This is a genomic window from Caulobacter sp. 10L414 (assembly GCF_056395525.1).
Window position 1 is genome coordinate 45584 of the sequence record NZ_JBFTJR010000015.1, and the last position, 15126, is coordinate 60709.

Consider the following 15126-nt stretch of genomic DNA (forward strand, 5'->3'; position numbering starts at 1 on the left):
CGGCCCGGTTCAGCTTCGGCCTGCGATGTTGCGTCTCACGGGGCCGACGGCTCCGGACCAATTCAAAGGGACGAAGGATTATCGCCATGCACAAGACCAACAAGATCAAGACTATCGGCCTGACCATCGCCGCCGCCGCCACCGCCTTCACCATGGCCTCGGCCCCGGCCGCCAACGCCGTCGAACAGCGCCTGGGCGGCGTCGTCGGCTGCGACGCCTCGGGCAAGAAGCAGGAAGCGGGCGCGGTCATCGGCGGCCTGCTGGGCGCCGTCGCCGGCTCGAACCTGGCCAAGAACGACCGCGGCACGGGCACGGCCATCGGCGCCGTCGTCGGCGCGGGCGCCGGTTCCTACGTCGGCTGCAGCATGCAGAAGAAGCAGGCTTCGAACGACGTCGGCGGCTCTTACAAGACCAGCAACGGCATCAAGATCTCGCACAACGTCGACTCCGCGCCGATGACCAAGATCACCGGCAAGTACGTCGCCCGCTCGAACCTGAACCTGCGCGCCTCGGCCTCGACCAGCGGCATGCGCGTCGGCTCGGTCGTCGCCGGCGAGACCTTCCAGGCCCTGGGCCGCACCGGCGACGGCAAGTGGATCCTGGTCGGCCAGAACGGCGTCGGCGTCGGCTACGTCTCCAGCGCCTACGTCTACCGCGCCTAATCGAGGTTTGGGGCGCGCTCCCCCCAACCCCCGTCCCCGCGCGCCCTGAGCGAGCCCGCCTGGTCCCCCGGCCAGGCGGGCTTTTTCGTGTTTGGAGGGACCGCCTGGCCGCTCCCCTATTCTCCCCGTCATTCCCGCCCTTGTGGCGGGAAACCCTCTGTCAGCCGCAAGGACGGATGGGGCGGACTGCTGAGCAGTCCGCTTGCGTCTCACGTACCAGCGGAACCAGGGGTTCCCGCCACAAGGGCGGGAATGACGGGAAACAAGCGGACGAACTGTCGTCCTCACCCCAGCGCGCTCACCCCGCCCAGCCAGGTCTGCCACGCCACGACGAAGCCGCCGTGCAGCAGCACCGCCGGCCACAGCGAGCCGGTGCGCAGGCGCGTCAGGGCGCAGGCGACGCCCAGGATCGCCGTGCACAGCAGGAAGTCCCAGCGCAGGAACATCGTCGCGTGCGGCAGGAAGGTCAGCGTCTCCAGCGGATGCCAGGCGACATAGAGCGCGGTCGAGACGGCGACCCACAGCCAGGGGCGGCGGGTCTCGTCGCGGCCGGGCAGCAGAAGGGCGCGGAACGGGATCTCCTCGCCCAGGGCCGGGATGATCCAGACGGTCAGCAGCCGCAGCGGCAGGCCCGGCGCGATGTCGGTCAGTCGATAGAGGCCGGTCGTAAAGCCGATCGCGGCCATCGCCGCCCCGCAGGCCAAGGCCGCCAGCGCGCACCAGCGCCAGCCGGACGCATCGGGCAGGGTCGTCAGGACGGCGACGAGGCGCCGCCGGACTGCCGTCAACTGCGCCACTTCAGCGTGGTTTCCTTGACCGGATTGACGAACGGCCGGCCCTCGGCGCGGCTGGCGGTCCATTCGCGCTTCAGCTGCTGGTACCACTTGGCCTGGGTGTCGGCGTCGTCGATCCAGATCAGGGCCGGATCGTACTTCAGCCCCTCGTTCTGCAGGTTCACCATGCGGCCGTCCTGGCGCAGGAACTCGCGGGCGAAGGGGGCGATCAGGGCGCGGAACATCATCACCGGATGGTCCGACCAGATCAGCTGACTGATCCGCGTGCTGGTCTCGGTCAGCGGCGTCAGGCAGGTCAGGGCCAGCACCTGACGCTTGCCCACCACGATGTGCTCCCAGCGATAGCCGGGCAGGCGGAAGGTGATCTCGATCTGCGGCGCGCCGCCCAGGATGTCGTACAGGCGATTGGCCTTGCTGCGCCCGTGGCGGCGCATCACGAAGCCCTCCGGCGAGGGCGCGAAGACCTTGGTCTTCTCCGACTGCCGCTTGGACGAGCGCGCCCACCAGGCCTCGTGCACATAGGGCGCGTGGGTGGGGTCCATCAGGCCGACCACCGCATGGTCCATGTGGGTCTCGAAGATCATCGAGTCGACGATCTTGGCCTGCCCGCCCACCACGCCGGGGAAGGACGGCGGCGGTTCGGCCGGCTCGCCGTCGAAGCGCGGGTCGCCGCTGATCCAGACGAACACCATCCCCTGGCTCTCGGCCGCCGGATAGCGCCGCACGCGGATGCGCGAGACCTCGAGGCTCTGGTCGCTGGTCAGCGATGGGATCGAGGCGCAGACGCCGTCCGAGCCGAACCGCCAGCCGTGATAGGGGCACTCGACGCTGGAGCGGCCGTCGGCCTCCTGAGTCAGCTTGCCGCCCGACAGGGGGGCGGCGCGGTGCGGGCAGACGTCGCGGATCGCGAACACCTTGCCGTCCTTGCCCCGGCTGACCAGCACCGGCTCGCCCAGGATCTCGTAGCGCGTGAGCTTGCCGGTCTTCACCTCGCGCGACAGGGCCGCGTAGTACCAGGCGTCGAACAGGAAGCCCTTGCCGAACTTGGCGGGCGGGGCCTTGGCGGTCTTGGTCGCGGCGGGTGCGTCGTCGGCGGGCATGAGGCGGTTCTAGCCCTGGCTCCCCTCGATTGTCATCCCGGCCGTAGCAAAGCGAAGAGCCGGGATCTCCCACGGCGCCGTATCTGGAAACGTGGAAGATCCCGGCGCTCCGGCGCTGCGCGCCTCCAGCCGGGATGACAGGCGTAATGAGAGCTACCGCCCCGCCGTCTCCACCAGCCGCTGGTAGAACCGCACCATCTCTTCCAGGTTGGCCACGGTCATGTGCTCGTTGGTGCCGTGGATCATCTTGGTGCCGTCCATCGACAGGGTGATCGGCTGGAAGCGGTAGATGTCGTCGGCGATCGGCGACATGAAGCGGCTGTCGGTGGCGGCGATGACCAGGCCGGGCGCGACCGGCGCGCCGGTCTCGTTCCCGGCCAGCGAGGCCAGGGTCTTCCAGCCGTCCGAGGCGGTCGACGACACGGGCGAGGGCTCGTTGAGCTGGCGCTCCCAGGCCAGGGTCACCGGCAGGTCGCCGACGGCGCTCTTGGCGCGGGCCATCACGGCGGCCGAGCTGTCGCCGGGCGCGATGCGGTAGTTGATCCAGGCCGTGGCGTCCTGGGGCAGCACGTTCTCCTTGGGCGAGCCCTTCAGCATGGTCGGGGCCGTCGTCGTGTGCAGCATGGCCGCGCCCGCCGGCGAGCGGGCCGTCTGCTTGATCAGCAGCGGCGAGAACAGCCAGGTGTTGGCCGCCGCCATCTTCACCACCGGCGAGGCGCTGGGGGCCAGCGACTTCAGCATGTCGGCGCCGGGGCCCTCGAACTTCATCGGGTGCGGATGGTCGGCGATGGCCAGCACGGCGCTGGCCAGGGTGGTCACCCCGGTCTGCGGCGGCGGGGTCGAGGAGTGACCCCCGGGGGCCGGAGCAGTGACCTTGAGCGTGCCGTAGCCCTTCTCGGCGACGCCGATGATCGCCGCCGGACCCTGGGTGACCGGGTTGTCGGCCACCACCACCATGCCCTCGTCGAGCACGAACCAGGCCTTGACGCCGCGCGCCTTCAGCGTGGCGGCCATGGCCCGGGCGCCGGCCCCGCCGACCTCCTCGTCGTGGCCGCTGGCGATGATCACGGTGCGCTTGGGGGTAAAGCCCGCGGCCGCAAGACCCTCGACCGCCTCGAACAGGCCGACCAGCGAGCCCTTGTCGTCGACCGAGCCGCGGCCCCAGACCGCGCCGTCGGCCACCACGCCGCCGAACGGCGGGTGCTTCCAGTCCTTCTCGGTGCCGGCGGTGACGGGCACCACGTCCTGGTGGGCCATCAGCACCAGCGGCGGCAGCGACGGATCAGAGCCCTTCCAGGTGTAGATCAGGGCGTGGCCGCCGACGACCTCGCGGGTCATGGCCTTGTGGGCGGCCGGATAGGTCGCCTGCAGCCAGGCGTGCAGGGCGTCCCACTGGGAAAGATCGTTTTCGGCGGCGTTTTGGTGGCTGATGGTCTGGAAGCGGACGGCCTCGCCCAGGTGGGCGGCGGCCCTCGCCGCATCGAACGGACGGGCCGCGGCCAGGGCGACGTCGCCCGCCGGGGCCGGCGGCTTGAAGGTCGCCGTGCGCACCACGACCACGCCGGCCAGCACCGCGACAACGCCGACCGCGCCCAGCGCGACCTTGCTCTTCCACCCCATGACGCCCCTCCGCCCAAATGTCAGGGCGCGACTGTGCGACGGGGCGGCGAGGTTGCCAATCCCCATTTCGATACTAATCGCATCGAAATATCGGAAAGCCTTGTACGGCACGGAACAGCCGCATAGGTTGATCGCGTGGGGCTTTTCAGTTTTTCCGTCTTGTGGCGTTCCATCGTCGGGCGCGGCCGCCTGGTCGCGCACATGGCGCTGTTCGAGATCGGCCGGCAGGTGCGCCAGCCGCTCTACTGGATCTCGACGATCCTGCTGTTTCTCGGCGGCGTCGGGCTGATGGCGATGGACGCCCTGGGCTCCAGCCAGGTGCCCCGCAACGCCCCCACCACCCTGGCCATCGCCGTCGTCTTCCTGAGCCTGCCCTATGTGGTGATCATGGCCGCCCTGGCCGGAGACGCGGCCGTTCGCGACGGCCGCAGCGGCTTTCAGCCGATACTGCAGGCCACGCCGATCCAGCGCTGGCAGCACGTGCTGGGCCGTTTCCTCGGCGTGCAGGCGGCGACGGTCGCCGCCGCCCTGGTCGGCTTCTGCGGCCTGCTGGCCGGATCGGCCGCGCCCTGGGTGCAGGCCTCGGCGATGGGCCCCTATCACTGGCCGCAGATCGCGCTGGTCGCGGCGGTCATGGTCGCGCCCCTGGCGATGTCGGTCAGCGCCGCCTTCTTCTGCCTGGCGGCCATCACCCGCTCGATCGCCGCCACCACCACCGCGGCGATGGCCTTCCTGATGGTGTTCGTCGCCTCGCTGGGGCTGCTCGACCTGCTCGACAGCACCGGCAGGCTCATCGTCTCACTGGCCGAGCCGATGGGCGTGTTCGCCCTGCGCGCCGACGTCAGCGACATGACCGTCGAGCAGCAGGCGCTGTACGCCCTGCCCAAGAACAGCTGGCTGATCCTCAACCGCCTGGCCTGGCTGGGCGCCGATCTGGTCCTGCTGGCGGTCTCGCTGGCTTTCGAGCGGCGCGACGACACCGCCAAGGTGCGCGCCGGACCCAAGGCCGCGCCGGCGCCCGTCCACCGCAACCACGCCTGGCGCATCGCCCCCAGCTTCGCCGGCGGGGCCTGGCCGATGTTCGCCGCGCGCCTGCGCTGGGAGCTGGCCCGGCTGCGGCGCAGTCCGTCGCTGTGGGTGATGGTCGTGATCATGGTGGTGGTCTCGACCTTCGGCCTGCGGGCGCACACCACGGTCGACAGCGCCCCCAGCCTACCGGCCCTGCGCATCCTGACGCCGGAGCTGCTGCCCTGGGTGGTGCTGGCGGGCCTGGCCATCGCCGTCTTCCACGCCGCCGACATCGTCTGGCGCGACCGCGACCTGCGGGTGGCCGAGATCATCGACGCCTCGCCGGTCACCGACCTCGCGCTGATGGCGGCCAAGCTGGCCTCGATGGCCGTGGTGCTGGCCGCCGTGGCCGCCGCCGCGTGCGCCACGGCCTTCGGCGTGCAGGCCTGGCAGACCTATGTCGACGGCCGGCCGGAGGTCTATTTCGTCCTGCTGGTCGGGCCGCTCCTGGCGCCGCTGTTCGTGCTGGCCGCCACCTCGATCGCCGTCGCCGCCCTCAGCCCCAACCGCTATGTCGGCTGGGGGATCATGGCCGGACTGCTGGCCCTGACCGCCGTCGGCCAGACCAAGGGCTTCTCGCACCCGCTGTGGGACTTCATGGACACCCCCAGCGGCTCGCCCAGCGAGATGAACCTGATGGGCGACGGAACCGGCGTGTTCTGGTGGTTCAGCCTCTATTGGACGCTCGGCGCGGGGGCCCTTCTGACCCTGGCCTGGCTGGCCTGGCCGCGCGGCCTGCCGATGGGCTGGCGGCGACGCTGGATCCGCTCGCGCCAACGGCTGGCCGGACGCCCCGCCCTGGTCGGCGGCGCCCTCGTGCTGGCCATGGCCGCCGTCGGGACCTTCATCTTCGTCAACACCAACGTCCGCAACAGCTTCTCCACCGACGACGAGCTCGAGGCCGGCATGGGCGCCTTCGAGAAGGCCATGGTCCCCCTGCGCGACGCGCCCGGCCCGGCCATCGCCTCGATGCGCGTCGCCATCGACCTGGATCCCCGCCGCCACGCGCTGACGGCCAGGGGCGACTACCTGCTGGAGAACCGCACCGGCCGACCGCTGAAGACCTTTCACCTCGACATCCCCGCCGGCCTTTCCGACTGGGAGATCCGCCTGGACGGCGCCCGGCAGGAAGAGAGCGAGTACAAGGTCGTGACCCTGACCCTCGATCGGCCGATGGCGCCGGGCGAACAGCGTCGGCTGAGCTTCGAGACCCGGATCCGCGACAACGGCTTCGGCGCCGACGGCGGCTCGCTCGGCATCGTCGACAACGGCAGCTTCCTGCACTCGGCGGCGTTCATGCCGCGCGTGGGCGTGGCGCTCGGCGGCTACCTGACCGACAGCCTGGCGCGCGAACGCCAGGGCCTGCCGCGCGAGCGGCCGACCCGCGGGGCGAGCGACCCCCTCGCGCCCCAGCGCGCCCGCGGCGGGGCCGACTGGCTGACCAGCGACATCACCGTCACCACCGCCGGCGACCAGATCCCCGTCGCGCCGGGCCGCCGCGTGTTCGACCGCATGGAGAACGGCCGCCGCGTCGTGCGCTTCGTCTCCGACACCCCGATGCAGGCCGACTTCTCGCTGCAGTCGGCCCGCTATCACGTGCGGCGCGCCAAGGCCGGCCGGGTCGACGTCGAGATCTACTACACGCCCGGCCACGAGATGAACGTCGAGCGCATGGTCGCCGCCGTGCGCGAGGGCCTGCCGGTCTTCGAGGCCGCCTTCGGCCCGTATCCGCGCGACCACGTCCGGATCATCGAGTACCCGGCCTATGACGACCAGATCGCCGCCATGGCCTGGGCCGGCGCCATTCCCTATTCGGAAAAGGGCGGTTTCGTCGCCGACCTGCGCAAGCCGGACGCCTACGACTATGTCACGGCCACCACCCTGCACGAACTGGCTCACCAGTGGTGGGGCCACCAGGTCGAACCCGCCGACGCCCGGGGCGCGCGCTTCCTGACCGAGGGCCTGGCCGAGTATTCGGCGCTGATGGCGATGAACAGGCTGCGCGGGCCCAGCGTCGGCAACCGGGGCTTCTCGCTGGCGATGAGCAGCTATTTCCGCGACAGCAACCGGCGACGCGAGCCGGAACCCGCCATCGTGGCCGTCACCTCGTCGGGCGGCGAGAACTACGTCGCCTATCAGCGGGCGGCGCTGGCCCTGCTGGCGGTCCGCGCCCGCTGCGGCGAGGACAACCTGCACCGGCAACTGCGCGGGTTCGTGCAGCGGTATCGCTTCCGCAACGCGCCCTACCCGACCTCGGAAGACCTGATGGGCGCGCTGAAGGCCGCCTGCCCGGCCAAGGACTGGGCGGCGCTCGAGCCGACCTTCCGTGATCCGGCGCGCAGGCTGTTCATCGGCTTCACCGCCGGCCCCAAGGCGAGCTCGGCGCCGATGGCCCGGGACTGAGCCCGAGGCCTAGCCCTTCACGTGCGTCGTCGGGCGGTCATGGCCGTCGGACAGCTCTTGCCGCCACTGGCCGCGATCGTCCTCGTAGGTGATGCCGACCGTGTCGCCCGCCACCTTCTGCTCGCCCGCCGCGCGCTTGGCCGCGGCCAGGGCGGCGTCATGGTTGGGATAGGTTTCCGAGAAGACCGCGCCCAGCTTGTAGGCCCAGCCGCCGTCGTGCTCGACGATGGTGTAGGTGATGTCGGTCATGGGCAGGCTCCTTCGGTCTCGAAACTGGGGACATGGGACCCCGGTTCCGGGCCGGCGTCTTGCATGGAGGCGCCGCGTTCCCCCGTTTCCATGCCGTCACCCCTCGGCGCTGAGCTCCTGCACCTCCTCGAAGGTGCGAAGGCCGGGGCGCTGGGCGCAGACCAGCACGCCCATGTTCCCGGGCAGGTGCTGATTGGCCAGCATCTTCTCGTGGGCCGCCGGGATCTGGTCCCAGGGGAACACTTCCGACAGGCAGGGGTCGACGCGGCGGTCGATGACCAGCTGGTTGGCGGCGCTGGCCTGCATCAGGTTGGCGAAGTGGCTGCCCTGCACGCGCTTCTGGCGCATCCACAGAAAGCGGGCGTCCATGGTCAGGTTGAAGCCGCTGGTGCCGGCGCAGATGGCGACCATGCCGCCGCGCTTGACCACGAACACGCTGACCGGGAAGGTCGACTCGCCGGGGTGCTCGAACACCAGGTCGACGTCGCGATTGCCGGTGATCTGCCAGATGGCTTTGCCGAACTTGCGGCTCTCCTTCATGTAGTCGGCGAACTCGGGGCCGTTGACCTTGGGCAGCTGGCCCCAGCAGTTGAACTCCTTGCGGTTCAGCACCGCCTTGGCGCCCATCGACAGCACGAACTCGCGCTTGTCGTCGTCGCTGACCACGCCGATCGCGTTGGCGCCGGCGACCGCCGCCAGCTGCACGGCGAAGACGCCCAGGCCGCCCGAGGCGCCCCAGACCAGCACGTTCTGGCCGGGCTTGAGCTCATGCGGCTTGTGGCCGAACAGCATGCGATAGGCGGTGGCGAGGGTGAGGGTGTAGCAGGCCGCCTCTTCCCAGGTCAGGTGCCGGGGCCGGGGCATCAGCTGGCGCGACTGCACGCGGCAGAACTGGGCGAAGCTGCCATCTGGCGTCTCGTAGCCCCAGATACGCTGGCTGGACGAGTACATCGGGTCGCCGCCGTTGCACTCCTCGTCGTCGCCGTCGTCCTGATTGCAGTGGATGACCACCTCGTCGCCCAGCTTCCAGCGCTTCACCTTGGTGCCCACCGCCCAGACGATGCCCGAGGCGTCGGAGCCGGCGATGTGGAAGGGATGCTTGTGGCCGTCGAGGGGGCTGATCGGCTCGCCCAGCGCGGCCCAGATGCCGTTGTAGTTGACGCCGGCGGCCATCACGAGAACCAGCACCTCGTCCTCGCCGATCTCCCAGGTGGGCACCACCTCGACCTGCATGGCGCTGGCGGGCGCGCCGTGCCGCTCCTTGCGGATCGTCCAGGCGTACATCGACTTGGGCACGTGGAACGGCGGCGGGATCTCGCCGATCTCGTACAGGTCCTTCACGGGAGACGCGGTCGTCTCGAGGGTCGCGGTCGTCATGTCACTCCCCGGCTTTGGGCCCGGCTCTTCGGCGCTGCAACATGAACGCCGAAATGGCTGTCTGCGCTCCGCGGTACGGTTCGGCGCGGGGTGAAAATGCGCCGCCTGACCGTCGTTCTTATCGTGTTCTCCGGCCACGCTCGGCAGGCCGGTACGGCTGAGGCTGAGACAAGGCTTCGGATCTGGCAAGCGGAATCCTTGTGCGTCGCAGCATGGTTGCACATGAAACCACCCGTCGCCTTCGAGGTTGCATGCTTCCCATTCGCCGCGCGCCGGGCGAGGTTGCGGACATGACGCCGACGATCCCCCCAGCACTGGCTCCTATGCTGCACGTCTCGCGCCCCACGGGGTCCATCATCCTGCTGGAGCTGGACGCCCCGCCGGCCAACGCTCTGGGCTTGCCGCTGCGCGCCCAGCTGGTGAAGGCCCTGGACGAGATCGCCACCGACGACGACGTCCGCGCCGTGGTGCTAACCGGGCGCGGCGGGGTGTTCTGCGCGGGGGACGACTTGCGCGAGGCCGCCGTGCGCGGCGACGGCGCCCTGGCGGCGGTGGAAGACTTCAACCGGCTGATGGACTGGGTCGAGGCCCTGCGGGTACCGACCATCGCCGCCATCGACGGCTGGTGCTTCGGCGGCGGGCTGGAACTGGCTTTGGCCTGCGACATCCGCCTGGCCAGCGACCGGTCGACCTTCGCCGCCTCGGGAGTGAACATCGGCCTGGTGGCCTCGGCCACGCGCCTGCCGCGGCTGATCGGCGCCGCGCGGGCCAAGGCCCACCTGCTGACCGGCGCCCAGTTCGACGCCGCCCGCGCCCTGTTCGACGGCATCGTCACGGCGGTGCACACGCCCGGCACGCTGCTGCGCGAGGCCATGCGGCTGGCCGAAGCCATATCGTCCCGCGCCCCCCTGGCCGTGGAGGCGACCAAGCGGATCGTCGACGGCAAGGCCTATGTGGAGGAGGAACTGCCGGCCCTGATCGCCAGCGGCGACCACAAGGAAGCCATCGCCGCCTTCATGGGCAAGCGCACGGCGGACTTTCGCAGGAAGTAGGCCCTATTCGGAGGCCTTCTTGCCGCCCAGCTTGATCAGGCCGAAGCCGACCGCGAAGCCCAGGATCAGGCCGATGGCCATGTTGTCGATCAGCGCGCCGAAGATGATCCCCCCGCACACGCCCAGGACGAAGCCCACGCCACCCTTTTTCGTCATCGAAAGCCCCTGAAACCCAGGCGGGCATCAACGACGAGACGACCGGAAAGGTCAAGGTCGCGGGACAAGACAGGCCCAACGCACTCACATCCCGTCATTCCCGCCCTTGTGGCGGGAAACCCTGGTTAAGCGCGCAAGTGAAGCGCAAGCGGATCGCCGGCGATCCGCCTCATCCGCCCGTGCGGCCGCCAGAGGGGTTCCCGCCACAAGGGCGGGAATGACGTGAGGTTCTGGCGGCGTTGCTCAAACCGGCCGATCGCCCGCGATCGTCACCCGGAAGCCCGAGCGCACGTCGGGGAAGTAGTCCCAGATCGCCTGGTGCCAGGTGCAGCGGTTGTCCCAGAAGGCCACCGAGTTCTTCCGCCAGCGGAAGCGCACCTGGAAGTCCGGATTGCCGGCGTGGTGGTAGAGATAGGAAAGGATCGCCGCGCTTTCGGCCTTGGGCAGGCCGACGATGTGGGTGGTGTAGGACGGATTGACGAACAGGCTCTTCCTGCCGCTGACCGGGTGGGTGCGCACCACCGGGTGGGCGGTGCGGTTGTACTGCCGGTCGATGTCGGGGAAGAGCGCCTTGTAGATCGGGTTGGCGTCGTGGACGGCGGTCAKCCCCTCCAGATAGGCCTTCATCCGGTCCGACAGGGTGTCGTAGGCCGCGTACATGCTGGCGAAGACGGTGTCGCCGCCGTCGTCGGGCACGATCGGCATGTGCAGGATGCTGCCCAGGGGCGGCTCGGGATCGCAGGTCAGGTCCGAATGCCAGCTTTCGCCGGCCACGAACTTGGAATTGGCGTCGGCGTGGATGGCGACGACCTCGGGATGGTCGGCCAGGCCCGGCACGCCCGAATGGATGGCCAGCGGCCCGAACTTGCGGCCCAGCGCCTTGTGGGCGTCGTGGGTCATCTCCTGGTCGCGGAAGAACAGCACCTGGTACTGGGTCAGGGCCTGGTGCAGCTCCTCGAACTGGTGGTTCGACAGCGGCTGGCCCAGGTCGACGCCGAACACCTCGGCGCCGATCCGGCGGGTCATCGGCTTCACTTCAAGCACGTCGTAAGCCATCGCGAACTCTCTCAGGTGTTCAAGAACTTGCCGCGCACGTAGACGAGCGGCGGCTTGGTTTCGTCGATGCGGACGGAAACGACCCGGCCGACGAGGATCTCGTGGTCGCCGCCGTCGTGGGCGGCGTGCAGCTCGCACTCGACCACCGCCACGCAGCCGGCCAGCACCGGGGCGGCGGTGGCGCCGGCCTCCAGGGCGGCCAGGGCGAAGCGCTCGTCGCAGCCCGACTTGGCGAAGGCGTAGGCCAGCTCGCCCTGGTCGGCGGCCAGGATGTTGACGCAGAACACGCCCGCCTCGCTGACGGCGGCCAGGGTGCGGCTGCCGCGCTTGAGGCAGGCCAGCACCAGCGGCGGGTCCATCGACAGCGACGAGAACGCGCTGACCGTCGTGCCGCTGAGCCGGCCGTCCAGCGCCGTGGTCACCACCGTCACGCCCGCCGCGAAGCCGCCCATGGCCTTGCGGAACAGGGCGACGTCGGGAACCTCCAGGGCCTGGGCCGCGCCCATCACTCGCCCCCGAACGGGTTGTCGCCATAGACCGGCGGAGCGCGGTTCTCGGCGTCCGCCGTCTCGGCGCGGCCGCAGACGGCCAGGGCGGTCAGGGCGTAGACGAGGGCGCTGTCGACCAGGTCCTTCGGCGTCGGCCGCCAGCGGGCGAAACCCGTGGTGATGGCCGGGATGCGGTGCATGTTGAAGACGTTGTGGTCGCGCCACATGCTGGAATAGACGCTGGCCGCGCGGGCCACCGGATGGCCCAGCGACAGCTGGGTGGCGACGTCCACGGCGCCGACCAGCGGGGCCACCTCGGCCGCGTCGGCCTCGAAGCCGTGGCGCACGACCACCGGCTCGATCTCGATCCCCGCGATGCCGGTCTCGCGCACCATGGCCTCCAGCGAATGCTGGATGTCGGCCACGCGCTGGCGAGGGTTGAGGCCCACCTCCAGATAGAGGTTCACCCGCTCGGTGCCCGCCCCGAAGGCGTAGGGAATGCCGCCGCGCACCGACGCCAGCTGCGACTTGGGCTGGGCGACCCCGCCCGGGCTCTCGTAGAGGCTGGCCTTCTCCCACTGGCCGCTCCAGGCGTGGATCGCCTCAGTCAGCTTGCCAAGCTTGTAGATCGGGTTGGGATGCTGGTCGGCGCTGGCCGGGTGGGCCAGCAACGGGGTGAACACCCCCTCGCCCCACACCGTGATCTTGAACACCGCATAGCCGCAGCCCACCCAGGTCAGGCCGAAGTCGCAGCCCTCGGCGGCGATGGCGTAGTCGGGGGCCACCCCGCCGTGGTGGAACAGGTAGTGGGCGCCGATGTCCTTGCCCATGTAGGCGACCCCGCGGTGCTCCTCGATCGGCTCGGGGCCGATCTCGCCGGGGCAGGCGGTCAGGTACATCTTGCCGGCCAGTTCGTAGCCGGCCGCCTTCAGCGCCTTGGCGGCGATCAGGAAGCAGGCCATCGGCCCGCGGTCGTTGGCTATCGGATAGCCGTAGAGCTTGCCGTCCTCCAGCCAGCACTTTTCCCACTCGGGATTGGCCAGGGTCGAGGGGCTGTACTTGTAGGCGTCCAGGTCCGGGTTCCAGGTCGGCGCCTCGGTATCGAGGTGGGCGGTGAACAGCAGGTTCTTGCCCACCCCTTTGCCGCCGTGCGTGCCGATGACGTTGGGACGCTCGGGCGTCGCCCCGACCTTGCGCGGCGAGAAGCCCTCGCGCGCCATCCAGTCGTAGACGTAAGTTGCCGCCTCCAGCTCCTTGCCCGAAGGCGCGGGGATGTTGCCCAGCGTCAGGGCCAGCTCCACGATCTCGCTTTCGCTGATCGCCGCGGCGATGGCGGCGCGGTCGGCCTCGGTGACGACGTAGGGGGCGGCGACGCCCGCGAGGTTGGCGAACCCGTCGGCCATCACGCGGCCTCCTTCCAGGCTTTGGCGACCTCGACGCTGTCGGTGAGGATCGCGGTGTTGAGCCCCATCGTCTTCAGCGCGACCTCGTGCAGGTCGGGCTCGTAGGCCGCGCAGGCGTCGGCGGCGACGAAGACGTGGTAGTCGAGGTCGAAGGCGTCGGCGGCGGTGGCCGCCACGCAGCACTCGGTGGTCAGGCCGCAGACGACCAGGGTGTCGACGCCCATGGCCTTCAGGCGCGCATCGAAGTCCGTGCCGACGAAGGCGCTGTAGCGGGTCTTGGCCACCACCAGTTCGCCATCGGCGGGCTGGGGACCATGGAAGGCGCTGCCCGGACGGCCGGCGCGGCACAGGGCCGCCTCGCTGTCGGGATCGCCGCCGCGCCGGCGCATGCGCTCGTTCCACGAGGGGCTGTCGGTCTGCGGGCTCGTGAACAGGCCCACGAACACCACCGGCGCGCCCGCCGCCCGCGCCGCCTCGACCAGGCGGCCGGCCGCGTCGACGGCCGGCGCGACCATGCCCATGTCGACGCCGTAGCCGCCCAGCACCCCGTCGGGCGAGGCGAAGTCGACCTGGATGTCGATCACGACCAAGGCCGTGCGCCCGGGCGCGATCCAGGCGCCGACGTCGCTCACGAGAACACCGAGCGCAGGCCCGGCAGGATCTCCGAGCCGAACATGGAGAGGCCCTCCACATAGTCGGGGAAGATCAGCATCAGCCCGTCCAGCTCGCAGTCGGTGACGAAGCCCTCGACCTGCTCGGCGCAGGTGGCCGGCGAGCCGACCACGGTGTGGGTCATGAACGCGCCCTGCTGGGCGGCGACGGTCGACAGCTTCTCGGCCGGCACGCCCCAGCTTTCCAGCATGGCCAGGATCGCGCCCATGTCGGCGCCGCCCTTGTAGCGCTCCACCAGGGCCTCTGCCCCCGCGTCGCTCTCGGCGTGGACGACCGTGCACATGGCGTAGGTCTTGATGGTCTTGCCCATGCCTTCAGCGGCGATCTTGGCCCGGCGGCTGGCGTCGCGGCGCTCTTCGGGCGTGCGGCCGCCGATGAAGCAGACGTCGGCCTCGCGCACCGAGAACTGGAAGCCCCGGTCGCTCATGCCCGCGCAGATCAGTTCAGGGCGCGGCCTGGAAAGCGGCTTGGGCTTGGACTGGCAGTCCTTCATCGTGAAGAACTTGCCGTCGAAATCGACGCTGTCCTCGCTCCACAGCCGCTTGACGATCTTGGTCCATTCCTCGGTCAGGACGTAGCGGTCGTCGTGGGTCAGGGCGTCGTCCCACGCCCCCATCTGGGCGAACTCGCCGCGATAGGCGCCGGCGACGATGTTGAGGCCGGCGCGGCCGCCGCTGATGTGATCGAGCGTGGCGATCATCTTGGCCGCCACGGCCGGGTTCTGCAGCAGCGGGTGGATGGTGGCCCAGATGCGGACGTTCTTGGTGGCCTCGGCGATGCCGGCCATCATCGTCACCGACTCCAGGGCCGTGCCCCAGTGGTCGGTCTCGCCGCCGAAGCCGCGGAACTTGCCCATCGACATGACGAAGTCCATGCCGACCTCGTCGGCCTTCACGGCGGCGGCCTTGTTGGTTTCATAGAGGCCGTCGAGGACGGGGGTGGTCTTGGAGATGATCCAGCCGCCGTTGGCCACCGGCAGGAACACCCCGAAGTCCTTGTGCTTGGAAGGGCTGTGATACATGGCGG

14 protein-coding genes and 1 pseudogene are annotated in these 15126 nt (G+C 70.1%); 4 read left to right on the top strand and 11 right to left on the bottom strand.

Going from position 1 to position 15126, the window contains the following annotated elements; all coding sequences use genetic code 11:
• The first annotated feature begins 86 nt into the window (after positions 1 to 86).
• Positions 87 to 662 carry an SH3 domain-containing protein gene (locus AC1DCG_RS08310; RefSeq protein ID WP_165260658.1) on the top strand — a complete coding sequence of 192 codons (576 nt, stop codon included), beginning with the start codon at positions 87 to 89 and terminating at the stop codon, positions 660 to 662.
• A 104-nt stretch (positions 663 to 766) separates the two neighbouring features.
• A pseudogene (locus AC1DCG_RS08315) lies at positions 767 to 923 on the top strand (hypothetical protein); the annotation flags it as partial.
• A 23-nt stretch (positions 924 to 946) separates the two neighbouring features.
• Here the strand turns inward: AC1DCG_RS08315 and AC1DCG_RS08320 are convergent.
• The 3 genes from AC1DCG_RS08320 to AC1DCG_RS08330 all read right to left on the bottom strand — a co-directional run bounded on the left by AC1DCG_RS08320 (position 947) and on the right by AC1DCG_RS08330 (position 4176).
• On the bottom strand, positions 947 to 1450 hold the full coding sequence (locus tag AC1DCG_RS08320) for a CPBP family glutamic-type intramembrane protease (protein ID WP_477028555.1): 504 nt from the start codon (positions 1448 to 1450) through the stop codon (positions 947 to 949).
• A complete protein-coding gene (locus AC1DCG_RS08325) occupies positions 1447 to 2556 on the bottom strand; it encodes a Rieske 2Fe-2S domain-containing protein (RefSeq protein WP_477036586.1) in 1110 nt (369 codons plus the stop codon). The genes AC1DCG_RS08320 and AC1DCG_RS08325 overlap by 4 nt, the downstream gene beginning before the upstream one ends.
• A 153-nt stretch (positions 2557 to 2709) precedes the next feature.
• Positions 2710 to 4176, bottom strand: coding sequence for a M20 family peptidase (locus AC1DCG_RS08330; RefSeq protein ID WP_477028557.1), 1467 nt, complete (start codon positions 4174 to 4176; stop codon positions 2710 to 2712).
• Between the two features lie 159 nt (positions 4177 to 4335).
• Between AC1DCG_RS08330 and AC1DCG_RS08335 the strand changes: the two genes are divergently transcribed.
• Positions 4336 to 7647, top strand: coding sequence for a M1 family aminopeptidase (locus tag AC1DCG_RS08335; RefSeq protein WP_477028558.1), 3312 nt, complete (start codon positions 4336 to 4338; stop codon positions 7645 to 7647).
• 9 nt (positions 7648 to 7656) lie between these two features.
• On the opposite strand, the gene AC1DCG_RS08340 is transcribed toward AC1DCG_RS08335, so the two are convergent.
• Positions 7657 to 7896: a DUF2188 domain-containing protein gene (locus AC1DCG_RS08340; protein ID WP_477028559.1), complete on the bottom strand. Its 240-nt coding sequence runs from the start codon at positions 7894 to 7896 to the stop codon at positions 7657 to 7659.
• Between the two features lie 96 nt (positions 7897 to 7992).
• Positions 7993 to 9273, bottom strand: a complete 1281-nt coding sequence (ccrA, locus tag AC1DCG_RS08345; RefSeq protein ID WP_477028560.1) for a crotonyl-CoA carboxylase/reductase — start codon at positions 9271 to 9273, stop codon at positions 7993 to 7995.
• 323 nt (positions 9274 to 9596) lie between these two features.
• On the opposite strand from ccrA, the gene AC1DCG_RS08350 reads away from it, so the two are divergent.
• Positions 9597 to 10325, top strand: a complete 729-nt coding sequence (locus AC1DCG_RS08350; protein ID WP_477028574.1) for an enoyl-CoA hydratase/isomerase family protein — start codon at positions 9597 to 9599, stop codon at positions 10323 to 10325.
• 3 nt (positions 10326 to 10328) lie between these two features.
• Here AC1DCG_RS08350 and AC1DCG_RS08355 read toward each other — a convergent pair whose 3' ends face one another.
• From AC1DCG_RS08355 to AC1DCG_RS08380, 6 genes are all read right to left on the bottom strand, one after another.
• Positions 10329 to 10481 (bottom strand): hypothetical protein, encoded by a 153-nt coding sequence (locus tag AC1DCG_RS08355; RefSeq protein ID WP_165260644.1) that lies wholly within the window; start codon positions 10479 to 10481, stop codon positions 10329 to 10331.
• A 243-nt stretch (positions 10482 to 10724) separates the two neighbouring features.
• Positions 10725 to 11537 (bottom strand): TauD/TfdA dioxygenase family protein, encoded by an 813-nt coding sequence (locus tag AC1DCG_RS08360; RefSeq protein ID WP_477041447.1) that lies wholly within the window; start codon positions 11535 to 11537, stop codon positions 10725 to 10727.
• An 11-nt stretch (positions 11538 to 11548) separates the two neighbouring features.
• A complete protein-coding gene (locus AC1DCG_RS08365; RefSeq protein ID WP_477028562.1) occupies positions 11549 to 12043 on the bottom strand; it encodes a flavin reductase family protein in 495 nt (164 codons plus the stop codon).
• The gene (locus AC1DCG_RS08370) at positions 12043 to 13428 is read right to left on the bottom strand and encodes a zinc-binding metallopeptidase family protein (RefSeq protein WP_477028563.1); all 1386 of its coding nucleotides are present in this window, start codon (positions 13426 to 13428) and stop codon (positions 12043 to 12045) included. The genes AC1DCG_RS08365 and AC1DCG_RS08370 overlap by 1 nt, the downstream gene beginning before the upstream one ends.
• Complete coding sequence (locus AC1DCG_RS08375) at positions 13428 to 14060, bottom strand: cysteine hydrolase family protein (RefSeq protein WP_477028564.1); 633 nt, start codon at positions 14058 to 14060, stop codon at positions 13428 to 13430. The genes AC1DCG_RS08370 and AC1DCG_RS08375 overlap by 1 nt, the downstream gene beginning before the upstream one ends.
• Positions 14057 to 15121 carry an LLM class flavin-dependent oxidoreductase gene (locus AC1DCG_RS08380; protein ID WP_477028565.1) on the bottom strand — a complete coding sequence of 355 codons (1065 nt, stop codon included), beginning with the start codon at positions 15119 to 15121 and terminating at the stop codon, positions 14057 to 14059. Before AC1DCG_RS08380 ends, AC1DCG_RS08375 begins: the two co-directional genes overlap by 4 nt.
• Between the last annotated feature and the right edge of the window lie 5 nt (positions 15122 to 15126).